This is a genomic window from Kitasatospora sp. NPDC057500, from assembly GCF_042802195.1.
Classification (GTDB): Bacteria; Actinomycetota; Actinomycetes; order Streptomycetales; family Streptomycetaceae; genus Kitasatospora.
Window position 1 is genome coordinate 10622 of the sequence record NZ_JBHVER010000071.1, and the last position, 23468, is coordinate 34089.

The window sequence follows — 23468 nt, forward strand, 5'->3', positions numbered from 1 at the left end:
GAGGGTGGTGTGGTGATGGGGGTGCCGTCGGGGCCGGGGAAGGTGGCGGTGACGGTGTTCATGGTGAGTTGGGTGATGTTGGGGAGGTTGCAGTAGACCTGGCGTGAGGCGCCGACGGCGAGGTCGAAGGTTCCTGCGGCGGTGGCGCAGGAGGGGGTGGCGGCGTCGGTGAGGGTGATGTCGGTGACGGGGACGGTTCCGGTGTTGGTGACGGTGATGCGCCAGTAGGCGGTGGTGCCGCTGGGGACGGTGGTGGCCTTCGCCCAGGGGCCGGGGCCGCCCTGGGCGCAGTCCGCGGCATCGCTGGAGGTGCAGACCTCCTTGTTGATGCTGAGCGAGGGTACGACGGGGGGTGTGGCGTCGACGGTCGCTTCCGAGGGTGGTGTGGTGATGGGGGTGCCGTCGGGGCCGGGGAAGGTGGCGGTGACGGTGTTCATGGTGAGTTGGGTGATGTTGGGGAGGTTGCAGTAGACCTGGCGTGAGGCGCCGACGGCGAGGTCGAAGGTTCCTGCGGCGGTGGCGCAGGAGGGGGTGACGGCGTCGGTGAGGGTGATGTCGGTGACGGGGACGGTTCCGGTGTTGGTGATGGTGATGCGCCAGTAGGCGGTGGTGCCGGTGGGGACGGTGGTGGCCTTCGCCCAGGGGCCGGGGCCGCCCTGGGCGCAGTCCGCGGCATCGCTGGAGGTGCAGACCTCCTTGTTGACGGTCAGCACCGGCGTGCACTCGGCACCCGGCGTCACCTGGAGGGTGACGGTGTTGGAGGTGACGGGCGGCTGGCCGTTGGTGACGGCGGACGCCTGGTTGGAGACGGAGGTGACCGAGCAGTCGTCCGACACCGTGGTCTCGAAGCAGATCTGCGGCGCGTCGCCGACGAAGGTCACCTGCATCTTCGGCTGGTTCTCGGGGGTGAACGACGATTCGCTGATCAGGGTGAGGTTGGCGATCACCTGGATCGGTGACTGGCTCGCCGGGACGGACGAGATGTCCGCCGTTCCCGTGACGGGGTCGAACGGGAAGGTGCCGATCGCGGTGCCGTCGGAGGCCAGCACGGTCACCGAGGACTGGGTGAAGTCGACGGTCGTCGGATCGATGTCGAAGAGGCTGACCGTCCCGTAGGACTGCACGTGCCCGGTGGCTCCGTCGCAGTAGTACGCGGCGGGGTCGAGGGTGCTCTGCGCCTTGGTCTTCAGGCAGGGCGAGGCCCCGGTGACCGGGTCGATCGTGAACAGGTACCCGGTGTCGCCGAGGCTGTACTTGCACTGGCCGTCGTAGGCGTAGCCGTACGGGCTGGTGTTGCCGCCGTTGACGTTGGGCGGGCCGTTGACGATGCCGTTGGTGCCGTACTGGGTGCAGGGGGCCTGGATGTTCCAGTCGTAGCAGAACGAGGAGCTGTTGAGGGTGGGCGTGAGGCCCTGGTAGATCCAGAGCGGGAACTCGGTCTCCAGGTGCCCGTTGGGGGCGGTGATGGTCAGCGGCACCTGGTAGTTGGCCTCGCCGGGGGCGGCGTTGGTCATGAGCAGGGCTTCGAGGCCGGGGGGATCGGCGATGGGGTTGCCGGTCAGGTCGAAGCAGACGACGCTGCCGACCGGCGGGGTGACGTCCCCGAAGATGCCGCCGACGGCGGTGCAGACGCCGGTGACGGCGCCGGCCGGGTCGTACATCTCGAAGATGTTGTCGGCCCGGGCGGGGCCGGTGAGGATCGGGGTGACCACGGTCCTGGGAACGGCCCACCCGGTGCACGCGGTGTTCGTCGCGGGGTCGAAGCAGGACATCACCGTGGGCAGCGGGGCCGGGGTGTTGTCGGTGACGTAGACCTTGCCGTTGACGACCCGCATGATGCCGGCGTAGTCGCCGCTGAAGGCGACCTGTCCCTCGTTGGGCGGCAGACCGATGGCGAAGGTTCCGCAGGAGGCGTTGGCGACGGGGTCGTAGCAGAGGATCTCGCCGGTGCTGGAGACCGCGTAGATCAGCTGGTTCGGTGCCTGGACGACGCCGCCGACGGCCAGTCCGGTGCCGGTCTGGAGGGCGGTGAAGCCGCAGCTGGCCTGGGTCTGGAGGTCGATGCAGCCGACGCCGATCAGCCCGAGCGTGGTCCGGCTGATCGCGGCGTAGTACAGCTTGGAGCCGATCTGCACATAGGTCGGGGTGCGGGTGCTGCCGAGGTCTCCGGTGGTCTCGCCGGCCACCGAGGAGTTCAGCGCCTGGGGCCAGGCGGCCGGGGTTCCGTCCGGGGCCGGGCAGGGGCCGTTGGTGAGCAGGTCGGTGCAGACCACGCTGGCCGTGTTGGAGAACCCGTGGTGGTAGATGTTCCAGATCTCGGGGGTGGGAACGCCGTTGATGGTGGCGGTGTAGAGGATGGGGGTGAAGCCGTCGCCGCCGGTGGCCGTGCTGACCGGGGTGAACGGCGGCGGGATCTGGACCACCTGGCCGGTCGCCGGTGACGCGAGCATCGGGTTGGTCGCCTGGACGACGTTGGTGGCGGTGCCCTGATCGGTGCCGGCGAAGGTCATGCCGCCGTCGTCGGACCACTGCCTGGTGAAGCCGGGGGGCGCCTGGAGCGACCCGGGGACGTAGGTCTGGGCCTGCGGGGTGTTGCCCGGCCCGCCCTGGATCGCGTCGGTGACGGTGGTGCTGACGGGGGCGCCCTCCGGGTTGGTCGCGGAGACGACCCAGCGCACGGTGTCGCCGTGGGCGGTCTGGGTGGTGCTGCCGGTCGCGATGTCGGTGCCGGTCTTCGCCAGGGTCACGGGTTGCTGACGGCCGCTGTGCCGGGCGGCGCCGTGGTCGGTGCCGGCGCTCTGCCCGCCGGAGGCGGAGGCGGCGGGGGCGGACGGGGTGTGCGCCGTCGCGGGGCCGGTGAAGGAGGCGGACGCCGTGGCGAGCGCGAGGAGGAGCGGGAGCGCGGCCCGGGTGAGGCGGTCGCGGATCCCGGTCCTTCCGTGGTGTCTTCGCTCACGCCCGCTGGTGGGTGGACAGCCCCTCATGACGATTCCCTTCGGCAAACGGTCCGGTGTGACGCGATGGGGAGGAAACCGTGGACCGGAGTACGTACAGCAGGCGGAAAGCTACCCACGGTAACCATTTGGGTGCAGTATGCCGTCTGAAAATCTGATGAATCGAGATGATGGGGGTGAATGCGGACAGGTTCACCCCAGTGCGTGCGGCGGGTCGCATCTGCGTAAGATGCCATCCAGGCAATTGACTATTACAGGGGGTGGCAGGTGGACGAGCCCGCCGTCAGCGAACTGGTGCGGGAGTGGGTCGGGGGCTGGGTCGTGTCGCGGGGCGCGGCCGACCCGGTGGACGAGCCCTGGGGATGGAGCGTGGACGTCGGGCAGCCGAAGCAGGTGGCCAGGCACGTCCTGCCGGAACCCGCGGAGGCCGACGTCCGGAAGCTGGTGGCGGCCACCACCGCGCCGGGTACCTGGCTGAAGCTCTTCGCGGACGACGACACCGTCCGCCCCTGGCTCGGCCCCGGTTGGCGGTACGACGTCCCCGGCTACCTGATGACCGTGCCGCTCGCCCCGCAGCACCCGGCGGTGCCCGCCGGATACATCCTCACCAGCTGGTGGCGCGGCGGCGTGGTCCGGGTGCTGGTCCGCACCGCGGACGGCCACTTCGCCGCGCGCGGCCAGCTCGCCGTCTCCGGGGCGACCGCCGTGGCCGACCAGATCGAGACCGACCCCGGGCACCGCCGCCGGGGGCTCGGCTCGGTGGTGATGCGCGCCCTCCAGGGCGCCGCGCACGAGGGCGGCGCCGTCACCGGTGTCCTGGTCGCCACCCCCGACGGCCGGGCGCTGTACTCCGCCCTCGGCTGGCGCGTGCGCGCGACCATGGCGAGCCTGTACTACGCGCCCGGGGCGTGAACGCCGCCGCGCCGGCCCGGACGGAGTGTCCGGACCGGCGCGGCGCTGCGGCACCGGCTCAGCGCTGGTTCAGCACTGGGGCCGCTTGCCGTGGTTGGCGCCCTTGCGGCGGGCCTTCTTCTTGCGGCGGCGCTTCGAGGACATCGGGCCTCCTAGGTGGTTCGCCCCCGTCCAAGGTCTCACACCGCCGGCCCGCCGTCGCGCCGTCGTCCTGCGGACGGGCGCTACGCGGTCTGCCAGAGCGACGGCGTGTTCGGCGGCTCCCAGCCGACCTGCGCCTGGTGGCCCTGGAGGCAGCGGTAGGAGGTGGTGCCGTAGGTCACCGTGTCACCGGCCTGGTAGACGGTGCCCGCCGACCAGGTCCCGCCGGGGTTGCCGGGGCCCGGGCCGGGGCCGGGGCCCGACGAGTTGGTCTTCAGCGTCAGCCCGTAGCCCTGGAGGATCGGGTTGACGGGCTGGTAGTAGGTGGTGCCGCCCTGCGAGCAGTTGCCGGTGCCGCCGGAGGTCACGCCCTGCGCCTGCGTCCCGGAGATGAACGAGCCGCCCGAGTCGCCGGGTTCGGCGCAGACGTTGGTCCGGGTCACCCCGGAGACGGTGCCCTCCTGGTAGGTGACGCTGGTGCCGTGCTGCTGGATGGTGCCGCAGCGCCAGCCGGTGGTGGAGCCGGAACGGCAGACCGAGGCGCCGACCTGCTGCTGCACCGAGCCGCTCACCGCGCCGGACGCGCCGGTCACGTACGGGGTCGCCGTCCAGCTGCTGTTGGCGGCGATCCAGGACATGTCGTTGCCCGGGAACACCGAGGCCTGGAAGCTGCCCTGGGCGGCCCGGTTGGAGCCGGTCGTGGTGGCGCCGGTCCGGCCGCAGTGGCCCGCGCTGACGAAGCCCTGGGTGGTCCCCCGGGTGATCGGGAAGCCGATCGAGCAGCGGGAGCTGCCGCCGATGTAGTAGGCGTCGCCGCCGCGCAGGTCGTAGAGCGGACGCGGGGCCTCGGCCACCGTCTCCACCTTCACCGCCGCCCGGTCCACCCCGGCGGCGGAGACCAGCCGCTCGGCCGCGGCCGGGTCGACGGCCTGCACCACCACGGTGTTGTCGCGCACGTCGACGTAGCGCACCGGGGCGGCGAGCGCGTCGGCCCGGCCCGCGGCGCCGCGCTCGGCGGCCCGGTCGAGCGCGGCCAGCGCACCCTCCAGCGCGGCCAGCGGGTGCGCCACGACCACCGGACGTGCACCCGCCGCGCGGATCGTCGCGGCGTCGGCGGCCCGGGTGGTGGCGACGGCCAGCCCGGAGGCGTCGGCGCCCTCGATCCAGGAGCCGGCCCAACTGCCGCCCAGGCCCTGGGCGAGTGCGCCGGCCCGGGCACCGGCCCGCGCCTCGTTGGTGATCCGCACCCGCGCCTGCCCGGCCGTCAGGCCGAGGTCGCGCTGGAGCGCGTCGAGCACCTCGGGCGCGGCGGCGGCCACCCCGAGGGTGTCCGCCGCGGCCGAGGCGGCCGCGACGGCCCGGGCCGCCGGGCCGGATCCGGGGGTCGGAGCGGCGGCACCGGCGGTGCCCTGGAGTGCAGTCAAGCCGAGGGCGGCGGTGGCCAGGACGGCACACGCGGCCCTGGCGGGTCGTCGGAGCATGGGGGGTCTCCCGCGGTCATGGTGTGGGGGTTGCGGGAAACCGTAGGAGCACCGTCCGCCGGCCGGGGAGATGTCACCCGGGGGTACAGCTTCGGGCTATACCCCACCGGGCCGTCCGGCCGCCGGCGGGCCGACTCCGTGGTACAGAAGACCTTTTGACTGGACGTTTCGTCAAGACCGCCGGCGCCCTACGGGCCGCCCGGCGCCGTCCCGGGACGGTCGGGGCCCGGGCCCTCGCCCAGTTCCGCGAGGGCCTCCAGCACGCTGTCGCGCAGACGCGGGTTGCCGGTCGATCCGTCGATCACCTCCAGCGCCCGGCGCAGCCACTCGGCGGCCTGCTCGGGGTGGCCCAGGCGGCGGTGGTGGTCGCCCAGGTGGTAGAGCGTGATGCCCTCCAGCACCGGGTCCCCGGTCGAGCGGTGCCGGTCCAGGGCCCGGTGCAGGTACTCGCCCGCCTCCCGGCCGCGCCCCGCCAGCTTCGCCGTGACACCGATGTTGGTCTCGCAGACCCGGATCGCCCAGTCGTCCCGGCGGTCGTCCGGCTCCGCCCGCAGCAGCGCGAGCGCCCCCTGGTAGTACCGCCTGGCCTGCCCGTAGGCGCCCGTGCCGACACAGTGGCCACCGAGGTTGCCGATCACGTGCGCCTCGCCGACCCGGTCCCCGATCGACGCGAACAGGGCGCGGGCGATCCGGAGTTCGGCGAGGGTCTCGTCGTGCCGGCCGAGCGCGCCGAGCGCCGTGGCCAGGTCGTTGCGGGCGTGGCCCTCACCGGACCGGTCGCCGGCCCGCCCGGCCGCCGCCACCGCCAGTCGGGCCGCCTCCTCCTGGTCGTCCAGGTGCGGGCTGGTGAAGAGGTAGCTCCACAGGACCACCGGCAGCCGCCAGGCCAGGTCGTCCGTGCCGTGCTCGGCCGCCGCGCGCACCACGGTCAGCAGATGGGTGTGCTCGCCCTCGCACCACCGCTGCGCCTCGGCCGCGGTGGTGAACGCGGGCGGCTCGTACCAGGGCCCGGGCGCGCCGAGCGGGATCCTCCGGCGGTGCGGGGTGAGCAGGCGGGCGGCGGCGTCCGCGTGGTGCAGGTACCAGAGGCCGAGCCGCTCGCGGGCGGCGGTGCGCGCCGCGGGGCCGGTCTCGGCGTCGGCACGTTCGGCGGCGTACAGGCGCAGCAGGTCGTGCAGCCGGTAGCGGTCCCCACCCTCGTGGGTGAGCAGACGGGCGGTGGTCAGCTGCTCCAGTACGGGGCGTACGGCGGCGGCGCCCTCGCCGCTGAGCGCGGCGGCCGCCGGAGCGGACAGACCGGGGCCGGGGCCGAGGGCGAGCAGCCGGAACAGCGCGCGGGCGCCCGCGGGCAGGGCGCGGTAGGAGAGGTCCAGGGCGGCGCGGACGGCCGAGGTGGCGTCGCCGTCGATCGCCAGCGCGGTGAGCCGGCCCGCGGTGTCGCGCAACTCGGCGACGTGGTCGGCGACGGTCCGGCCCGGGCGCTCGGCGAGCCGACCGGCGGCGATGGCCAGCGCGAGCGGCAACCGGCCGCAGACGTCGGCCAGTTCGGCGACGGCAGCCGGCTCGGACCGGGCTCGGCCGCCGCCGATGACGCGGTCCAGCAGGGCGACGGCGTCCGGCGCGGGCATCAGGTCCAGGGTGAGCGGGCGGGCGCCGTCGCGGGCGGTGAGCCCGGCCAGCCCGGTGCGGCTGGTGACCAGGGTCAGGCACTCCGGCGCGCCCGGGAGCAGCGGGCGGACCTGTTCGGCGCTGTGCGCGTTGTCCAGGACGACCAGCACCCGCCGGTCGGCCAGTAGCGAGCGGTACAGCGCGACGGCCTCCTCGGGGGCACTCGGCACCTGCTCGCCGGGCACCCCGAGCGCGCGCAGGAAGCGGGCCAGCAGGGCGTGCGGCGGCAGCGGCGGCTCGGTGGAGAAGCCGTGCAGGTCGGCGTGGAGCTGGCCGTCGGGGAAGCGGTCGCGCACCCGGTGCGCCCACTGGACGGCCAGCGTGCTCTTGCCGATCCCGGCGCTGCCGGAGAGCACGCAGATCCGGGCCGCGGGAGCGCCGGCCGGGGTGGCGGGCGGGTCGGCGGGGGAGGGGCCGGCGGGAGGCGGGCCGGTCGTCGCGGCGTCGGCGAAGGCGTCGAGGGCGGCGAGTTCCGCGCCGCGCCCGGTGAACGTGGCGAGCGGGGGCGGAAGCTGGGCGGGGCGCGGCGGTGCGGCGCGCTCCCGCCCGCCGCGCGGCCCGTCCGCCCGGGGCGGGGCCGGGGCGTCCTCCCGGCCGGCCGCCTCGGTGGTGATCAACTCCAGGTGCAGGCGCCGCAGTTCCGGGCTCGGGTCGAGACCCAGCTCCTCCGCGAGCCGGGTGGTGAACCGCCGGTGCACCGCCAGGGCGTCCGCCGTCCGGCCGGAGGCGTGCAGCGCCTGCATCAGCTGCGCGGTGAACCGCTCCCGCAGCGGATGGTCGGCGACCAGGGCGGTGAGCTCGGGGATGCTCGCGCGGTGCCGTCCGAGCGCCGCCTCCAGGTCCAGGCAGTCCTCCCACGCGGTCAGCCGCAGCTCGTCCAGCGGGACGGCGCCGGCGGTGATCGACTGCCCCGGCAGGCCGTCGAGCACCGGCCCGCGCCAGAGCGCCAGGGCCTCGCGCAGCTCCGCCGCCGCGGCGGCGGGCTTCCCGGCGGAGGCCGTGCGGCGGGAGCGGGCGAGGACGTCGGCGAAGGCCCGGGCGTCCAGCCGGTGGCCGTCCAGCGGGACGCGGTAGCCGTGCCCGTCGGTGAGCAGCGCGGGCGGCCCGGCCGGGTCGGCCTCGCGGAAGGCGCGGCGCAACAGCCCCACGAGGTTGCGGACCTGACGGTCGGCGGTGGCCGGCGGCCGGTCGTCCCAGACGGCGTCCACCAGCCGGGCCACCGGGACGGCGCCGCCCGCGTTCAGCAGCAGGGCGGCGAGCAGCCGCTCCTGCCGCACACCCCCCAGGCGGACCCGCTCGCCCCCGTCGGTCCGGACTTCCAGCGGTCCCAGAATCGCGAACTCCATGCGCTTCCCCTCCCCAGGGTTGTGCACACCGCTGTCGGGCCGTCGCATCCGGTGACGAACCGATGAGCAGATCATGCCAGAATCGTGCGCCCGGTTGAGAGGGTCGTGGCATGCCGAGCCCGCAGGGGCCGGCCTTCCGATCACCCGGCCCCGGAGTTCCCTGGAGGAACGACCCATGAACCGCATCAAGCGCTTCACCGCCGTCGCGGCCGCGACGGCCGTCGCCGCTCTCGCCCCGCTGACCGCCGCCCCGGCGGCGCAGGCCACCACGACCACGGTGACCGCCAACCACCCCGGCCTGACCTGGGAGGTCCTCAACTACGGTCCCAGCGGCACCGTCCAGGTCGGCGGCGGCGCCACCGGCGACGCGTACAACGGCGACACCCCCGCCTGGAACTCGCTGCCCGTGCTCTGCCTCAACCAGGACTACCGGCCCGCGCCGGCCGGCCTCACGCTCGCCTTCCACAACGGCTGGGCGCTGGGCGCAGTGGAGCTCAGCCGCCCCGTGAAGGGCACCGATCTGACCAGCCCGGAGGCCGCCGACACCGTCTGCCGCACGCAGTTCGGGCGCTACTGGCGCCAGGCCGAGTTCCACGACGGCCACTACGGCGACAACTACCAGTGGACCGGCGGCTGGACCTTCTGGGCCAGCGGCAACCTGCCCAAGGGCGTGCGCTTCTGGACGCACATCAACGACCAGAACGCCAACCCCTGGAACTGACCCGCACCGCCCCCCGGCCGGCCCCCGCCCACCCGGGCCGGGGCCGGTCCGGCACGGCTACCAGGCCTCGCCGGCCGCCAGCCAGCGCGCCCGCGCCTCGTGCTCGGCGTCCAGATGGCCGTCGAGCCGCCAGCGCGCCACGTCGTAGTCCGGCAGGTGGCTCCACGCCTCGGCGGCCGTCAGCAGGTAGCGCCACAGGGTGCTGAGCCGGACCATCAGCTCCTCCAGCACGTCGTCGGGGTTCCGGACCTCCTCCTCCGTCCCGGCCTCCGCGGCCCCCGCCGCTCGTTCGGCGAGCGCGCCGAGCACCTCCCGGGCGCTCCCGGTCAGCGCCGCCACCGTCTGCGCCAGCGCGTCCCCGACGCGCTCCTCCTCGCTCCCCGCCGCGCCGGCCCCCTCCCGCAGCAGGACCAGCCGCCGGCCGATGAACCCGGCCAGGGCGTCGATGTCCTCCGCGGTGATGTCGGCGGTGTACCGCAGCGCGGACCGGTGGATGTCTGTCATACGGGTGTCCCTCCCTCGGTCGGCCCGACCCGGCCTCCCGCCGGATCCGGCCTGCCCTCGGATATGGCACCCCGGCAGCGGCGGCAAACCCCGTCCGGCCCTCCCGGCCGGGGCGCACCAGGGCGGAGGGGGGCGCACCGGAAGCCCGGGCCGTGATCGCAAACGGGTGGCGCACGCGCCCGCCACCTGCGAGCATCTGCGGATGCCCACCCTCACCGACGCCCTCGGCAAGCTCTCCTACGTCGTCGACGGCGACGGCCCGCCCGTGGTCCTCGTGCACGCCGGCATCGCCGACCACCGCATGTGGGACGCCGTCGTCCCCGCGCTCGCCGAGCACCACACCGTCATCCGCTACGACCTGCGCGGCTTCGGCGAGTCCGCGCCCCCGGCCGGGCCGTTCCGCGAGACCGACGACCTGCGCCGCCTCCTGGACCACCTCGGCCACCACCGCGTCCGGCTGGTCGGCGCCTCCTGGGGCGGCCGGGTGGCCGTCGACTTCACCCTCACCCACCCCGAACGCGTGCACGCACTGGCCCTGCTCGCCGCGCCGTGGCCGGGCTACCCCTGGTCCGCCGAGATGATCGCCTACGACGAGGCCGAGACGGCGGCCCTGGCCGCGGGCGACCTCGACACCGCCGTCCAGGTCAACCTCGACATGTGGGTCCGCGGACCGGCCCGCCGCTGGGAGGACGTCGCGCCCGGCACCGCCGACCGCCTCCGCGGCCCGCTGCGCACCTCGCTGGTGAACCAGTCGGCCGTCGGCGAGCACTCCCAGGGCACCGCCACCGGCGACCTCGCCACCATCACCGCCCCCACCCTGGTGGCGACCGGCGGACTCGACGTCGCCGACTTCCAGGACATCGGCCGTCGCTACGCCACCGCGATCCCCGCCGCCCACCTCCACGAGTTCCCCACCGCCGGCCACCTCATCCCCGTCGACGCCCCCACCGAACTCACCGCCACCCTCCTCCCGTTCCTCGCCGGATAGGGTTGCGCCGTGGTCAGGGGATCGGCCGCCCGTCCTGGCGGCTGCTGGACGCCCTGGCCTTCGCGCCGGAGGCCGAGAAGGTCGCCGTGCCCTGGCGGGAGGCGGGCCGCACCGATCTGACGCCGCGACTGCCGGCGGCCCGTCCTGAGGACTACCTCCAGGCGCTGTTCGACCGCTACGACCCGGCGCTCAGGGCCGGGTGAACGTCAGGTGGGTGACGCCGCTCGGGGTGGTGACGGACTCGACCTGGTAGCGGTCCTCCAGGCCCTCCAGGCCGTCCCAGAGGCGCTCGCCGCGGCCGAGGAGGATCGGGACCACGGCGACGTGCAGGTGGTCGACCAGGTCGGCGGCGAGGAAGGCGCGGACGGTGGACGGGCCGCCGCCGATCCGTACGTCCAGGCCGGCGGCGGCCTCGCGGGCGCGGGCGAGGACCTCGTGCGGGGAGCCGTCGACGAAGTGGAAGGCGGTGCCGCCGGCCATCTCCACGCTGGGCCTGGGGTGGTGGGTCATCACGAACACGGGGGTGTGGAACGGCGGGTTGGGGCCCCACCAGCCATTCCACTCGTGGTCCTGCCACGGGCCGCGCTGCGGGCCGAACTTGTTGCGCCCCATGATCTCAGCGCCGATGCCGGCGCCCCAGGTGCGCGCCAGGGCGTCGTCGACACCGGTCTCGCCGCCCGCCTCGCCGTGCATGGCGCGGAACGTCCGGGTGCGGAGGAACCAGCGGTGCAGCCGTTCGCCGGCGTGGCCGAACGGGGCCTCCAGGCTCTGGCCCTCGCCCGTTCCGTAGCCGTCGAGCGAGACGGAGAAGTTGTGGACGCGTACCAGGGACACGGGGTCACCCTCCGGTGGTCGACGCGGCGCGGCGGTTCGGGCCGACTTTAGCCGCGTCCGCCCCGCCCGGCGGTCAGCGCCGCAGCCAGCCGGTGAGCGTGTCCCACCACCCGCGCCGCGGTCCGGGCAGCGGGGCCGCCTTCGGCTCCTCCGGTTCCACCGGCTCCACGTGTTCCACCTGCACCGGGACGGCGGCCCGGTCCGCCCCTGCCGCCGCGGCCGCCGCCACCGCCTCCGGCAGCTGCTCGCGCGGGGTGAACTCCACCGGCAGCTCGACCAGATGGCGCGACAGCCAGGCCGAGGTCCAGGTCAGCTCCGACTCCGGGACGGCCAGCCGGAGGTCGGGCAGCAGGGTGAGCAGACAGTCGATCCCGGCCTCCGCGATGGCCCGGCCGATGTCCTGGCCCGGGCACTCGTGCGGCCCGCTGCCGAACGACAGGTGGGAGCGGTTGCCGTGCAGCGGCTTCGCCAGGTCCGGCCGGACCACCGGATCGACGTTCCCGGCGGCGAGGCCCAGCAGCAGCATGTCGCCGGCCCTGATCCGGCGGCCGCCGAGCACGGTGTCGCCGGTCGCCCACCGCCCGGCCACCAGCGACATCGGCGGGGCGTCCCAGAGCACCTGGTCCAGCGCGTCCGGCACGGTCATGTGACCGCCCGACAGGTGGGCGCGGAAGCGTTCGTCGGTGAGGATCATCTTCAGCGTGTCGGCGATCAGGTTGACGGTGGTCTCGTTCGCCGCGAGCAGCACGACCCGCAGGTGCTCCAGCACCTCCTCGTCGGTGAGCCCGGCCTCGTGCTGCATCAGGCGGGTGCACAGGTCGGGCCCGGGGTCGCTGCGCTTGCGCTCGACGGTGCGCCGCAGCGAGGCCACCACGTGGTCGTTGCTGGCGATGGCCGTCTCGGTGCCCTTCATGAGGTCGCGGGCCGACTCGACCAGCCGCGGCCCGTACTCCTCCGGCATGCCGACCAGTTGGGTCATCACCAGCATCGGCAGGTGCTCGGCGAACCGGCTCACCAGGTCGGCCCGGCCCTTGCCGCCGAACTCCTCGACCAGCTCGGCCGTGTACCGGGTGACGAAGCGGCGCACCCCGCGCCGGTCGGTGCCGTTCAGGCCGTCGGTGACGGCGCCGCGCAGCCGGCGGTGCTCGGCGCCGTCCGCGAAGACGCAGAGCGGCTGCCAGGCGATCACCGGCATCAGCGGGGAGACCGCGGCGACCCGGCCCTCCTGGAACGCCGTCCAGCGGCGCGAGTCCCGGGAGAAGCGCGACGGCGTGCGCATCACGGTGAGGTTCGCGGAGTGGCCGAGGACCAGCCAGGCCGGGAGGTCGCCGTGCAGCAGGACGGGCGCGACCTCGCCGTACTCGGCGCGCAGCTGTTCGTACAGGCCCGCCGGGTCGGTCTCGGCCGCGGGCCCGTAGAGCCGCCGGAGCCCGGCGACGGGCAGTTCGTCGAGGCCGGGCTCGTCGGGGGCGGGCTCGTCGAGCGCGTCGAGCACGGCCTGGTCCCGGCCGCCCGGGTCGCCCGCCCGGTGGGCGGGGCAACCGGCCGGCAGGGCGAGGGCGGGGTCGTCACGGAACGGGGAGGTCACGTTGTCTCCGGAGGGGGTCGGCGAGTGGGGGCGGCGAGTGGAGGCGGGGCGGCGCGGGTTCAGCGCGGCGGCGGGCCCGCGAGGTCGTGGAGGTAGTGCATGAGCGCCAGCAGCACGTCCCGCCCGGACCTGCGGATCCGGGCGTCGCACGCCACGATCGGGACCTCCGGCGGCAGGTCGAGCGCGAGCCGCAGCTCCTCGTGCGGGCAGTCGGGGGAGCCGGGGAAGGCGTTGACGGCGACGACGAACGGCACGCCCCGGTCCTCCAGCCGGCCGATCACGTCGAAGCTGATCTCCAGCCGGCGGGTGTCGATCAGGACGACCGCCCCCAGCGCCCCCTCGAACAGCCCGTTCCACAGGAACCAGAACCGCTCCTGGCCGGGTGTGCCGAACAGGTAGAGCACCAGTTCGTCGCTGATGCTGATCCGGCCGAAGTCCATCGCGACGGTCGTCTCGGACTTCCGCTCGATCCCGGCCAGGTCGTCGACCTCCGCCCCGGCCTGGGTCATCGTCTCCTCGGTGGTCAGCGGGCGGATCTCGCTCACCGAGCCGACCAGGGTCGTCTTGCCGACGCCGAAGCCGCCGACGATCACCACCTTGACGGCCGCGGCGGCCGAGTCCGGCAGCAGATCCTCGTCCGCCGGCCCGAGCACCGTGTCAGAGCCGCTGAAGTCCATGCATCACCGCCTCCAACAGGGCACGGTCGGGAAGAAGGGCGGCCGGGACGCAGTCGCGCGCCTCGACCCGTTCCTCGGCCACCAGGTCCGCCAGCAGCAGGGTCACCGCGCTGACGGGCAGCCGCAGGTAGGCGGAGACCTCGGCCACCGAGAGCGGCGATCCGCACAGGTGCAGGATCGCCGCGTGCTCCGGCGGCATCGAGGGGGCGGGATCCGCCCGGGCGACGATCAGCGTGACCAGGTCCAGCTCGGGGCGTCCGACCGGCTGGGTGTGGCCGCGGGTGATCACGTAGAAGCGTTCCGGGGCCTCCTCGCCCCAGTCCGGGCCGGTGGTGCTCATGCGACGGGCTCGCCCCTTCGCGGAGGCGTACTGAGGTGCTCGCCGATCCGGGCGACCAGGTCGCGCATCCGGTGGCCCATCAGCCCGGCGTCCACGCCCTCGTCGGCGAGCACCGCGAGGTAGGCGCGGGCGCCGGCCGCCATGAGGTAGAAGAACCCGCCGCCCATCTCGATCACCACCAGCCGCATCCGGCCGTCCCCGTGCGGGAACTCGTGGCCGACGGCGGCGGCGAGGCTCTGCAGCCCGGCGCAGGCGGCGGCGAGCCGGTCGGCGGCGTCGGGTGCGGTGCCGTGCTGGGCGATCCGCAGGCCGTCGGCGGAGAGCACGATGACGTTGCGGACGAGCGGGACCTCGTCCGCGAGCTGCTTGAGCAGCCAGTCCAGGTTGGTCCGTGGCTGAGTCATCGCTCGTCCCTCCGCGTCCCCGTCGAGTCCCCGTTGCCGCTGTTGCTGTTGCTGCTGCTGCCGTCGCCGTCCGGGCCGGTGCCGTTGATGCCCTCGGTGAACGCGGCCAGCCACAGGCCCGGCTGCACCGCGTCCTGTTCGGTGTCCGCCGGCCTCCCGGGCGGGGCGGGCGGACGGCCGCCGGTGGGTGTGCCGTGGGCGGGGGTGCCCGGCCCGGCGGTGGTCGGGCGGCCCGTGGCGCCGGCCACGAACCGGTTCGCCGGAGCGGCGTGCCGGCGGCGCCGGGGCAGACCGGTGGCGGTCCGCTCGGTCACCACCGGGACGTCGTCCCCACCGGTCGCCGGGCCGTTGAACGACCCGCCGCGCGGGCCGCCGAACGACCCGCCGAACGAGTCGCGGCGCGAGCCGCCGAGCGAGGCCCCCTTGAACGCCGGGCTGCGTGTGCCGCTGAGCGGCCCGGGCGGCGGCCCGGTGAGCGGGCGGCGCGGCGGCGGCGAGGTGTGCGGCCGGCGGTCGTCCACCGGGTCCGGCCCGGACGAGCCGGTGACACCGATGCCGTGGGCGCGCCCGGTCGCGGGGGCGGTGGTGATCAGCTCCTGCGGGAAGACCAGCACCGCCCGCACCCCGCCGTAGGCCGAGGGCCGCAGCGAGACCTGGAGGCCGTACGCCTGGCAGAGCCGGCCGACCACCGCGAGCCCGAGCCGCGGCGTCTCGCCGAGGTCGTTGAGGTCGGCGCCGGCCTGCGCCTCCGCGATCATCCGCTCGGCCCGGGCCCGGCCCTCCTCGCTGAGGCTGAGCCCGCCGTCCTCGATCTCGATCGCGATGCCGGTCTGCACCTCGACCGCTGTCAGGTGCACCAGGGTGTGCGGCGGGGAGTAGCGGGTGGCGTTGTCCAGGAGTTCGGCCACCGCGTGGATGAGCGGCTCGACGGCCGGGCCGACCACGGCCACCTCCGAGACCGGGTGCAGTTCGACCCGCTCGAAGTCGAGGATCCGGGACATGGCGCCGCGCAGCACGCTGTACAGCGGCACCGCCTTGTTCCACTGGCGGCCCGGCCGGGCGCCGCCCAGCACGGCGATGCTGTCGGCGAGCCGGCCGATCAGCGCGTTGCCGTGGTCGAGCAGGAGCAGGTCGCCGAAGACGGCGGGGTCGTTGCCGTGCGCGTGCTCCATGCTGCGCAGCTCGGCGGCCTGCCGGTGGACGATCGCCTGGACGCGGCGGGCGATGTTGACGAAGGAGCGCCGGGCGGACTCGCGCAGCGCCTCCTCGTTCTCGACGGTCTCCAGGACGGCGCGCAGCAGGGTCTGGTGCGCCGCCCGGAACTCGGCGCCGACCGTGACGTCCTGGAGGGCGTATGCGCGGACGACGTTTTCCAGGCCCTCGCCCATGGTGAGCCTGGTCATCGCGGCGGGCAGGACGGACTTGGCCAGCCGGATGTACTCGGTCTCCTGCCGGGTCAGCCGGCGGAGCAACTCGCCCTCGCGCTGGACCGCCCGTGTGCGCAACTCCTCCGCCACCCGGCCCCGGCGGGCGGCCTCGGCGGCGACCAGGACCACCGCCATGGTGCCCACCGCCGCGCAGAGCGCGACCCCGGTCCGGGCACCGGGGGAGGCCGCGGCCACCGTCACGGCGGCGACGGCGGCCGTCGCGAGGGTGGGCAGGAGCCAGACGAGCACGGGGGCGGAGCGCCGGCGTCCGGATGACGAACCAGCACCAAGCATTCAGCATCCTCAAAACGGTCGAAGAGTGGTGGGGGGAAAGGACGGGCGGTGGCCCGGGGGTGTGCGGTGTTCAGGGCGGGGCGGGTGGGCACCGGGACGCGCCGTCGCCGTGCGCTGCGAGCGCCGGCGGGGGCGGCCCGGCCGGACTCCGGAACCCGCGACCGGGCCGGTGTCGGCCTCAGGTTTACCGTGCGCCGCCCGCCGCGCACGGGCGCCCACGCCCAGTTCGCCAATGCGAGCGGACTCCCGGTGAACTTGCCACGAGCACGCGCCGTTTCGTGCTAGGGCGCGCTGTGGTGCGCTCCGGCGTGCAGGGGTCCAAGGCCCCCGGCGGGCGCTTCCGTCGGCCGAAATGACCGGCCGCCGGACGGGTCGCGGACCGGCGGGCGGGGAACCATGGCCCAACACGCCCGACCCCGGGGGGACGGATGCCGAACGGATCCCGGCCGGTGGCCGGACCGGCCGCCCAACTGCTCGACCTGGTGGCCACCGCCGTGGGCCTCGCCGTGGCCGCCGCCGTGGTGGCGGGCTTCGACCTGGGCGATCCGCCCGCGAACCGGTGCGCCGCCGTCCTCGTCGCGGCGGTGCTCCTGGTGGCCGTGCACGCCGCCGGGGGCGCGCTGGTCCGCCGTTTCCCGCCGGACCGCTCGTGCGCGTCCTGCCTCGGGGCGCTGCTGCTGCTCCCGGCGCTGCTCGCGGCGGAGCCGGTGGCGCTCTGGGCGGCGGTGCGGCTGGCCGGCGGGCTCGGCCTGTCCGCCGGGCTCTCGGGCCCGGGTGCGACGGTGGTCGCCGCCGTGGTGGTGATGCTGGTCGGAGTGACGGTGCGTCACCTCTGGTCCGTGCTGGCCGACCGCGACGGGGACGGGTCGGCGCTGCGGGGCGTCGCGCGCCACCTGCTCGCCGTCGCCGGTCTCGCGCTGGTGGTCGCCGTGCTCGACGGCACCGCGCTGGCGGACGGCCCGGGCTGGCGCCAGCTGCTCACCCTGGTCGCCCTGGGGGCGGTGCTCGGCCCGAAGTTCAGCCGGCTGTCCCTGCCGGGGCACGGCGTGCGGCTGCGGTCGGCGGCCGGTCTGGCGGTCGCGACGGTGGGCAATCTGCTGAAGCTGTGGCTGGTGACCTGGCTCAGCACCTGGATGGAACTGCCGCTGAGCATCGCCGGGTTCGGCACCTTCGCCGTCGCGGCGCTGCTCGTCGCCGTGGTGATGCTGCCGACCTCGGTGGCCGGGCGGCGCGCGGCGGACCCCGGTGGGCCGCCCCTGCCGGATGCGGTGGCCGAGCTGTACGGTCGGCTGCCGCCGACGCTGTGACGTGTGCTTCTTCGCCCTGCCCCGGTGCCGCGGCGTTCAGACCGTTCGGACGGCGCGGGGCCCCGCGACCGCGGCGCCGAGAGCGGTGACCCGGGCGCGCAGCCCGCGGTCGGCCGTGACGACCAGGCAGTCCCGTTCTGGGTGGGCGGCGAGTGCCCCCGCGACCAGGCCGACGATCAGATCGTCGCCACTGCCGCTCGCGGCCTCGACCCGGACCTCCGGCGTCGCCGTGACCCCCCGGGCGGCGCCCTCGACGACCAGCACCACGTCCAGCGGCCCCGTCCGCACCCACGCCGGCAGCTCCGGCCGGTCGCCGAGCCCCTTGCCGCCGACCGGCGCCAGCGCGTCACGCAGCCGCTCCGCCGCCCCCCGCCGGTCCCGCCACCACCCGTCGGGCACCGAGCCCACGACATTGGCCCCGTCCACCACCAGCAGCGGCACGTCCCGAACGGCCTCGTTCTCACCCATGGCGGGCCAGTCTGGCACGCCCCCTCCCGCCGCGGCGCCGACACGGCGGCGGTCAGTCAGCCGTCGAAGCGGCCCCAGGTGATGCCGGGTCCGGCGAGCGGACGGAGCAGGTGACGGTGGCGGGCCGTCACGAAGTAGCCGCCCGCGGGCGCGGAGGCGGCCGGGGTGTGGGCGATCACACCGGGGGCGGCATGGATCTCGCTTCCCATGGAGGGGGGAGTGGTACGACCGCAGCGGCACCCGGCGCAGCACCCCCTCCAGCCGGGGCAGCAGTTCGGAGGGGGGGAGTGCTGCTGCCCCGGGCGACGCAGCGGCCGACCGGTGCCCCGAAGGGCGCGAAGTGCAGGAGGAAGCGGCTGAGGGGTTCCGGCTCGGTGGTCGGGTCGTCGCCCTTCCGGGTGTGCCGGACCGTCGGGTCCGTGCCGGTGGTGTCGGGTTCCCAGGGGATCGACCGGTCCCAGCCGCCCAGGCTGTCCCCGCCGATCACCAGCCGGTCGCCGTTCTCAGCGGCCTGGAACCGTGCGGCGGGCCGCAGGCGGTTCTGCCGTCCGAACAGGCCGGGGTGCCGCGCGGCGAGGCGGTGGAACCGGCGCAGGGCGGGCGGTACGGAGCGCGGCGGATCGGGTGGTGGCTCCGTCGCGGGGCCGGTGGGGTACCGGTCGGCGACGAACAGTTCCAGGGCGCGGCCGGGGTCGGTGCCGACACGGTCGAGCCACTCCGTGCCGGGGAACCCGGGATCGGGTCCGGGCGGCCGGTCCACGGTGAGGGCCTCCTCGCTCTGCGGGTCGGCGGGGGTTCGGGCCGTCAGAGGTCGGGGAAGCACTGCTCGGCGAACTCGCCGCCGAAGACCCGTTGCGCGTGGGTGAGCATCCGCCGGGCGTACACCGGGTCCTGGACCAGGCAGGAGTAGCCGTCGAGGTCGACGGTGATGACGCCGGCGGTGTCGGCGAGGTAGACGTCCAGTCCCGGGTACATCAGCTCGACGCACGGGATGTCGTCGACGTCCAGCGCGAACACCGGGTACTCGCCGTGCTCGTCGACCGCGCCGGTGGCCAGCACCCGGCGGGAGTCCGAGCCGCCCGGGAGCAGGAAGCACTCGTCGAAGCGGTCCGACACGCTGTCGAAGCAGGAGCCCCAGAGGTCGCCCAGCTCCTCGCGCGCCAGCTCGCCCAGCGACCGGGGCGTGAACCGGCCGTCCCCGTCGAGCCACCCGAACCGGCGCAGCAGTCCGGCGTCGAACGCCAGCCACCGGCGCAGGCTCGGCGGCAGCGGCCGCCCGCTCGGGAAGACCAGCCCGGCCAGCGCCTCGCCCGCCAGCGGCTCCGGCTCCCCGGTCAGCCAGGGACCGGCCCACGGCCCGTAGTCCAGGATCGGCCGGTGCGGATCGGCCGCGACGGAGGCGATGGCGCGCTCGGTGAGGGCGGCGCCGTGCGCCTCGCTCGGGGGGATCGGGGTCACGGGGGTCATCGGGCTCGCCGTCCTGTCCAAGATTCGCTCAACTCCTGCTCTGCCGAACCGAATCTACGGCCCCGCACCGACACTCCGTCGGCCGGGCGGGGAGTCTCACCGGAGGTCCCGGGGCCAGTGCGGGTCGTCCCAGCGGTCCGGGAGGGGCAGGCCGAGCAGTCGCAGGTGTTGCAGCAGCTGGTCCGGCGCGCCCCGGGCGGCCGGCCGGGCGGCGGCGTGGCCGGTGAGCCAGGAGGTGAGCGCGGTCAGCAGGCCGGCCCGGTCGTGGCGGGTGTTCCAGGGCAGTTCTTCGCCGAGCAGGTCGTAGCACCAGCTGTCGGCGGCCTCCACGAGGTTCCGGTCGGCGACCGGGTGCTCCAGCGCATCCCAGGCACGGAGCCAGGGGCTCAGCTCGCCGGAGGCCTCGACGCACAGGACGAGGGTTCGGTGCGCGTGGGCGAAGGGCGTGGGGGTGGGCGCGGGGGTGAGGAGGCCGTAGGCCCAGAAGGCGTGCAGGAACTCGCGCACCGCGGCGGCCTGGTGCAGCGGCCACTCCTGCCAGCGGCCCCGGGCGAGCGATTCGCCGATCCCGTCCCGGTGGCGGAACGACTCGGAGCGGCCGTCGACGAGGGCGCCGGCGAGCTGCGGCAGGATGCGGCGGAGCACCGAGCCGTGGTCACTCCAGTCGGGGGCCTGCCAGGTCCGCCGGAGGAGGTCGGGATCGAGCCGCACACCCGGGACCTTGAGCAGGGCGAGCTCGTCGGCGCCGCCCCAGTGGCACTCGCAGTTGTGCTCCCCGGGGTGTGCGGTCGCCCCGTGGCAGGCGACCGCGAGGCCCTCCAGCGCCGCGCCGAGACGGATCTCCGCGCGGCGGGCTTGTGTGTCGGTCATCGGCGTCCGCCTTCGAGGACTCCACCGGCCTGTGCGCGGCGAAGATCGTCACGTTGCCGGTCGCGGGCGGTGCGACCGAACCGGCCGGCCCTACCGCCGGAGGGCGGCGGGGCCGGGCAGGGCGAGGTGACCGTGCAGGGTGTGGGTCCGGTAGGCCGTGCGGAAGGCGCCGCGGCGCTGGAGTTCGGGGACGAGGGAGCGGGTGATCGCCAGGAGGTCGTGGGGGAGGCGGGCGGGGCGGAGGCGGAAGCCGTCCAGACGGAGTCCTGCGGTGTCCACGGTGCCCCAGTGGAGGAGGAGGTCGGCGAGTTCGGCGGGGGTGCCGGCGAAGATCTCGGCGTCGGAGGCGAGCGGGGCGCCGTCGAGGTCGTCGAGCCGCGCCTTCTGGCGGGCCGCCTCGCCGGGCTTGTCGTCGAGGAGGACCAGGAGGTCGGCGAGGACCTTGAGGGGGCGCTCGGCCGGCCGGGCGACGGCGGTGGCGGCGGTCGCGACCTCGGTGAGGATCGCCGCCGCGTCGTCGGGGGAGTGCGGGGTGACGAAGACGACGTCACCGCCCTTGGCCGCCAGTTCGTACGGGATGCGGGCGTGGGCGAGGACGGTGACCGGCAGGGCGTGCTCGCGGCCGTCCCAGAGCCGGCGGACGGTGGCCAGCACCTCGGCCGCGTCGTCGAAGAGCGGGGCGAGGCGGCCGGAGATCGTCTCGGGGGAGCCCAGGTCGGCCTCCTGGAGCGTCGCGGGGGCGGGGCGGCCGAAGTGGGCGGCGTCGTCGGCGCGGGCGGAGATCTGCGGCCGCCAGCCGGCCCGGCCGGGCGCGGCCTGGTCGAGGGTGGCCAGGGCGGCGGAGAGGTGGAGCGGTTCGGTGTGGGTGACGTTGGTGGTGGGCACCAGTCCGATCCGCGAGGTCAGCGGCGCGACCCGGCCGGCGATCAGGACGGCGTCGAGCCGGCCGCGCACCTGGTCGGTGCGCTCGTCCGGCCCGCGCAGGCTCACCGACTGGACGGCGAGGGCGTCCTCGATGGTGACCAGGTCGAGCAGACCGCGCTCGGCCTCGGTCACCAGGTCGGCCCAGTACCCGGCGGTGAACAGCTCGTCGGGGCGGGCGCCCTCGGCGCGCCAGGCGGCCGGGTGCCAGCCGGCCCCGTCCAGGGCGACGGAGAGGTGCAGCGGCGGCAGCCCGTGCTCGGGGCGGGGCGTGGACGTGCTGGTCATGCGGCGGTCTCCCGGCTCGGTCGGCGGGTCCGGGCGAGCCCGAGGTGGTCGCGGAGGGTGGTTCCGGTGTACTCGGTGCGGTGCGCGCCCCGGGCCCGGAGCAGCGGCACCACCCGGTCGACGAAGTCCTCCAGCGGACCGGCGTCCGGGTGCGGGGTGAGCAGGAAGCCGTCCGAGCCGCCGCCGCGCACGTACGCGGTGAGCGTGTCGGCGACCTCGTGCGGTGTGCCGGCGATGTCGGCGGAGTGGTCGAGGGCCGCAGAGGTGGTGTCGCCGAGCGCGTAGTCGGCGGCGGTGAGGACCCTGAGCGCGTCGGGGGAGCGGCCGTGGGCGGCGAGCCGTTCGGCGAGGTCCTGCCGCAGCGCCCGGGCCTCGTCGAGTCCGGTGTACGGGAGGACCGCCACGTCGGCGTCGGCGGCCGCCGACGTCAGGTCCCGCGGGGAGCCGACGGTCCGGACGACGACCGGGTGGCCCTGCGGCGAGCGCGGTGTGGTGAACCGGCCGCTGAGGTCGAAGTGCGTGCCGTGGTGGACGAACGCGCCCGCGCCGGGCCGGGCGAAGGTGCCGGCGGACGGGTCGGCGGGGACGTCGTCCTCCGCCCAGCTGTCCCACAGCGTCCGGGCGGCGCGCAGGAATTCGGCGGCGTGGGCGTGTCGGCCGGCGTCCGGCGGCGGGGTGCCGTGGCGGAGCCGTTCGGCGTCGGCGCCGGTGGGGCCGGTCGTCACGCTCCAGGCCGCGCGGCCGGCGCTGAGGTGGTCCAGCGAGGCCAACCGCCGGGCCAGCTCGTAGGGCTGATGGCCGGCCGGGCCGAGGCCGGCGGCCAGTCCGAGCCGGGTGGTGCCGGCGGCCAGGGCGCCGAGGGCGGTGAGGACCTCGGGTCCGCCCTTCGCGGACTCGGGCAGGAGGAGGAAGTCGAACCCGCCGCGCTCGGCGGTGCGGGCGAGCCGGGTGAGGAGGGCGAGCGGGGTGAGCGCCCCGGGCCCGTCGGGTCCGCCCCCGTCGGTGGGCGGGAGCAGGGCGAGATGGAGCTGCTGCGCGGACTCGTGCTGTGCGGACACGACGACGATCCCCTCCAGTCGGCCGCCCGTCCGCCGCGCGTTCCCCCGCGCGGCCGGGCCCGTTCATCCTGCGCGGCGGCGCTCGGCCCGGGCAACGGTCGCAATGAAGTATTCACGGGCGGACACCGGGCGTCATGAAGGGCAAGTAATCGATCAGATCCGGTCATTGGAAGGCTGAAATTCTCACTGGTCTTCAAAAGCCAGGGTGGAATTAGGAGTTCCGCACGAATCGATGCCAGCATGTGAGGTGTGAAGCGTGAAATGTCACATGGCTTCACGTCGTCGCCCCTACCCATGAACGGGAATCGCCCGATGAACCGGCTCCTCGCCATCCTCGCCACCAGCGCCGTCCTGACCGCGGCCGGTGCCGCCGCCCAGGGCACCGCCCTCGCCGCCGGGGCGTCCCAGGGCCCGGAGGGCCCCGGCGGCGTCTGCGTCACCGGATACCGGGGCGTGGTGGTCAACGAGATCTGCGCCACCGTCAGCGGTGACCAGGTCACCTTCTACGGCCGGACCACGCCCGGCAGCGTCGGCTGGACGGCCCGGACGGTTCCCTACCGGCTGACCGCCTCGGTGGTCGGCGGCGCATCCCTCGGCACCATCACGCCCTCCGTCCTGGTCTCCCACAGCGGAACCGCGGTGGGCGGGCTCACCGTCACCGCGCCGTGCGGGTCGACCGCCACGGCGTCGCTGGAGACCACCGAGTGGGGCTGGCCGCCCGCCACCGCCACGGTCACCGTCCCGGTCGGCTGCTGACACCGGCAGGCCCGCGCAAGCGACGAGGGCCCCGCCCGGTCGACCCGGCAGGGC

General features: G+C 75.2%; 22 protein-coding genes. 6 read left to right on the plus strand and 16 right to left on the minus strand.

The features are described 5' to 3' along the window. The coding region (locus ACFU74_RS17400) for a hypothetical protein (RefSeq protein ID WP_380757407.1) at positions 1–2984 on the minus strand (2984 nt) is incomplete at its 3' end. A 237-nt stretch (positions 2985–3221) separates the two neighbouring features. On the opposite strand from ACFU74_RS17400, the gene ACFU74_RS17405 reads away from it, so the two are divergent. Further along, positions 3222–3866, plus strand: a complete 645-nt coding sequence (locus ACFU74_RS17405) for a GNAT family N-acetyltransferase (protein ID WP_380757409.1) — start codon at positions 3222–3224, stop codon at positions 3864–3866. Positions 3867–4090: 224 nt separating this feature from the next. Here the strand turns inward: ACFU74_RS17405 and ACFU74_RS17410 are convergent, their stop codons facing one another. Continuing rightward, positions 4091–5488 (minus strand): carbohydrate-binding protein, encoded by a 1398-nt coding sequence (locus ACFU74_RS17410; protein WP_380757412.1) that lies wholly within the window; start codon positions 5486–5488, stop codon positions 4091–4093. 188 nt (positions 5489–5676) lie between these two features. Beyond that, positions 5677–8502 (minus strand): BTAD domain-containing putative transcriptional regulator, encoded by a 2826-nt coding sequence (locus ACFU74_RS17415; protein ID WP_380757414.1) that lies wholly within the window; start codon positions 8500–8502, stop codon positions 5677–5679. A 175-nt stretch (positions 8503–8677) separates the two neighbouring features. Between ACFU74_RS17415 and ACFU74_RS17420 the strand changes: the two genes are divergently transcribed. After that, positions 8678–9223, plus strand: a complete 546-nt coding sequence (locus ACFU74_RS17420) for a hypothetical protein (protein WP_380757416.1) — start codon at positions 8678–8680, stop codon at positions 9221–9223. 57 nt (positions 9224–9280) lie between these two features. Here the strand turns inward: ACFU74_RS17420 and ACFU74_RS17425 are convergent, their stop codons facing one another. Continuing rightward, on the minus strand, positions 9281–9727 hold the full coding sequence (locus tag ACFU74_RS17425; protein WP_380757418.1) for a hypothetical protein: 447 nt from the start codon (positions 9725–9727) through the stop codon (positions 9281–9283). Positions 9728–9929: 202 nt separating this feature from the next. Here ACFU74_RS17425 and ACFU74_RS17430 point away from each other — a divergent pair, with 202 nt between their 5' ends. Both ACFU74_RS17430 and ACFU74_RS17435 read left to right on the plus strand, forming a co-directional pair. Beyond that, complete coding sequence (locus tag ACFU74_RS17430; RefSeq protein WP_380757420.1) at positions 9930–10715, plus strand: alpha/beta fold hydrolase; 786 nt, start codon at positions 9930–9932, stop codon at positions 10713–10715. Between the two features lie 2 nt (positions 10716–10717). After that, positions 10718–10918 carry a hypothetical protein gene (locus ACFU74_RS17435; protein ID WP_380757452.1) on the plus strand — a complete coding sequence of 67 codons (201 nt, stop codon included), beginning with the start codon at positions 10718–10720 and terminating at the stop codon, positions 10916–10918. On the opposite strand, the gene ACFU74_RS17440 is transcribed toward ACFU74_RS17435, so the two are convergent. The 6 genes from ACFU74_RS17440 to ACFU74_RS17465 all read right to left on the minus strand — a co-directional run bounded on the left by ACFU74_RS17440 (position 10905) and on the right by ACFU74_RS17465 (position 16279). Beyond that, positions 10905–11549: a dihydrofolate reductase family protein gene (locus ACFU74_RS17440; RefSeq protein WP_380757422.1), complete on the minus strand. Its 645-nt coding sequence runs from the start codon at positions 11547–11549 to the stop codon at positions 10905–10907. The two genes, ACFU74_RS17435 and ACFU74_RS17440, sit on opposite strands and share 14 nt — an antisense overlap. A 73-nt stretch (positions 11550–11622) precedes the next feature. After that, on the minus strand, positions 11623–13137 hold the full coding sequence (locus ACFU74_RS17445; protein ID WP_380757424.1) for a cytochrome P450: 1515 nt from the start codon (positions 13135–13137) through the stop codon (positions 11623–11625). Positions 13138–13196: 59 nt separating this feature from the next. Continuing rightward, complete coding sequence (locus ACFU74_RS17450) at positions 13197–13814, minus strand: ATP/GTP-binding protein (RefSeq protein WP_380757426.1); 618 nt, start codon at positions 13812–13814, stop codon at positions 13197–13199. Beyond that, positions 13795–14154, minus strand: coding sequence for a DUF742 domain-containing protein (locus ACFU74_RS17455; protein ID WP_380757428.1), 360 nt, complete (start codon positions 14152–14154; stop codon positions 13795–13797). The genes ACFU74_RS17450 and ACFU74_RS17455 overlap by 20 nt, the downstream gene beginning before the upstream one ends. After that, on the minus strand, positions 14151–14558 hold the full coding sequence (locus ACFU74_RS17460; RefSeq protein ID WP_380757430.1) for a roadblock/LC7 domain-containing protein: 408 nt from the start codon (positions 14556–14558) through the stop codon (positions 14151–14153). The genes ACFU74_RS17455 and ACFU74_RS17460 overlap by 4 nt, the downstream gene beginning before the upstream one ends. Continuing rightward, entirely contained in the window at positions 14555–16279 is a 1725-nt protein-coding gene (locus ACFU74_RS17465; RefSeq protein WP_380757432.1) for a sensor histidine kinase, read from the minus strand. Before ACFU74_RS17465 ends, ACFU74_RS17460 begins: the two co-directional genes overlap by 4 nt. Before the next feature lie 428 nt (positions 16280–16707). Here ACFU74_RS17465 and ACFU74_RS17470 point away from each other — a divergent pair, with 428 nt between their 5' ends. Beyond that, positions 16708–17586 carry a hypothetical protein gene (locus ACFU74_RS17470; RefSeq protein ID WP_380757435.1) on the plus strand — a complete coding sequence of 293 codons (879 nt, stop codon included), beginning with the start codon at positions 16708–16710 and terminating at the stop codon, positions 17584–17586. 36 nt (positions 17587–17622) lie between these two features. On the opposite strand, the gene ACFU74_RS17475 is transcribed toward ACFU74_RS17470, so the two are convergent. The 6 genes from ACFU74_RS17475 to ACFU74_RS17500 all read right to left on the minus strand — a co-directional run bounded on the left by ACFU74_RS17475 (position 17623) and on the right by ACFU74_RS17500 (position 22658). Next, positions 17623–18054: an NTP pyrophosphohydrolase gene (locus ACFU74_RS17475; protein WP_380757437.1), complete on the minus strand. Its 432-nt coding sequence runs from the start codon at positions 18052–18054 to the stop codon at positions 17623–17625. 56 nt (positions 18055–18110) lie between these two features. Next, a complete protein-coding gene (locus ACFU74_RS17480) occupies positions 18111–18263 on the minus strand; it encodes a hypothetical protein (RefSeq protein WP_380757439.1) in 153 nt (50 codons plus the stop codon). 595 nt (positions 18264–18858) lie between these two features. Continuing rightward, entirely contained in the window at positions 18859–19512 is a 654-nt protein-coding gene (locus ACFU74_RS17485; protein WP_380757441.1) for a hypothetical protein, read from the minus strand. Positions 19513–19617: 105 nt separating this feature from the next. Further along, positions 19618–20391, minus strand: a complete 774-nt coding sequence (locus tag ACFU74_RS17490; RefSeq protein ID WP_380757443.1) for a hypothetical protein — start codon at positions 20389–20391, stop codon at positions 19618–19620. Positions 20392–20481: 90 nt separating this feature from the next. Next, positions 20482–21600 carry an LLM class flavin-dependent oxidoreductase gene (locus ACFU74_RS17495; RefSeq protein ID WP_380757445.1) on the minus strand — a complete coding sequence of 373 codons (1119 nt, stop codon included), beginning with the start codon at positions 21598–21600 and terminating at the stop codon, positions 20482–20484. After that, positions 21597–22658: an LLM class flavin-dependent oxidoreductase gene (locus ACFU74_RS17500; protein ID WP_380757447.1), complete on the minus strand. Its 1062-nt coding sequence runs from the start codon at positions 22656–22658 to the stop codon at positions 21597–21599. The genes ACFU74_RS17495 and ACFU74_RS17500 overlap by 4 nt, the downstream gene beginning before the upstream one ends. A 312-nt stretch (positions 22659–22970) precedes the next feature. Here ACFU74_RS17500 and ACFU74_RS17505 point away from each other — a divergent pair, with 312 nt between their 5' ends. Continuing rightward, positions 22971–23414, plus strand: a complete 444-nt coding sequence (locus ACFU74_RS17505) for a hypothetical protein (protein ID WP_380757449.1) — start codon at positions 22971–22973, stop codon at positions 23412–23414. Positions 23415–23468 lie beyond the last annotated feature (54 nt).

What these genes read in the sequence shown, in the direction of transcription:
- ACFU74_RS17410 (WP_380757412.1), bottom strand. Translation starts at nt 5,488, where the DNA reads ATGCTCCGACGACCCGCCAGGGCCGCGTGTGCCGTCCTGGCCACCGCC.
- ACFU74_RS17415 (WP_380757414.1), bottom strand. Translation starts at nt 8,502, where the DNA reads ATGGAGTTCGCGATTCTGGGACCGCTGGAAGTCCGGACCGACGGGGGC.
- ACFU74_RS17420 (WP_380757416.1), top strand. Translation starts at nt 8,678, where the DNA reads ATGAACCGCATCAAGCGCTTCACCGCCGTCGCGGCCGCGACGGCCGTC.
- ACFU74_RS17425 (WP_380757418.1), bottom strand. Translation starts at nt 9,727, where the DNA reads ATGACAGACATCCACCGGTCCGCGCTGCGGTACACCGCCGACATCACC.
- ACFU74_RS17430 (WP_380757420.1), top strand. Translation starts at nt 9,930, where the DNA reads ATGCCCACCCTCACCGACGCCCTCGGCAAGCTCTCCTACGTCGTCGAC.
- ACFU74_RS17450 (WP_380757426.1), bottom strand. Translation starts at nt 13,814, where the DNA reads ATGGACTTCAGCGGCTCTGACACGGTGCTCGGGCCGGCGGACGAGGAT.
- ACFU74_RS17455 (WP_380757428.1), bottom strand. Translation starts at nt 14,154, where the DNA reads ATGAGCACCACCGGCCCGGACTGGGGCGAGGAGGCCCCGGAACGCTTC.
- ACFU74_RS17460 (WP_380757430.1), bottom strand. Translation starts at nt 14,558, where the DNA reads ATGACTCAGCCACGGACCAACCTGGACTGGCTGCTCAAGCAGCTCGCG.
- ACFU74_RS17465 (WP_380757432.1), bottom strand. Translation starts at nt 16,279, where the DNA reads ATGCTTGGTGCTGGTTCGTCATCCGGACGCCGGCGCTCCGCCCCCGTG.
- ACFU74_RS17470 (WP_380757435.1), top strand. Translation starts at nt 16,708, where the DNA reads ATGCCGAACGGATCCCGGCCGGTGGCCGGACCGGCCGCCCAACTGCTC.
- ACFU74_RS17475 (WP_380757437.1), bottom strand. Translation starts at nt 18,054, where the DNA reads ATGGGTGAGAACGAGGCCGTTCGGGACGTGCCGCTGCTGGTGGTGGAC.
- ACFU74_RS17480 (WP_380757439.1), bottom strand. Translation starts at nt 18,263, where the DNA reads ATGGGAAGCGAGATCCATGCCGCCCCCGGTGTGATCGCCCACACCCCG.
- ACFU74_RS17490 (WP_380757443.1), bottom strand. Translation starts at nt 20,391, where the DNA reads ATGACCGACACACAAGCCCGCCGCGCGGAGATCCGTCTCGGCGCGGCG.
- ACFU74_RS17495 (WP_380757445.1), bottom strand. Translation starts at nt 21,600, where the DNA reads ATGACCAGCACGTCCACGCCCCGCCCCGAGCACGGGCTGCCGCCGCTG.
- ACFU74_RS17505 (WP_380757449.1), top strand. Translation starts at nt 22,971, where the DNA reads ATGAACCGGCTCCTCGCCATCCTCGCCACCAGCGCCGTCCTGACCGCG.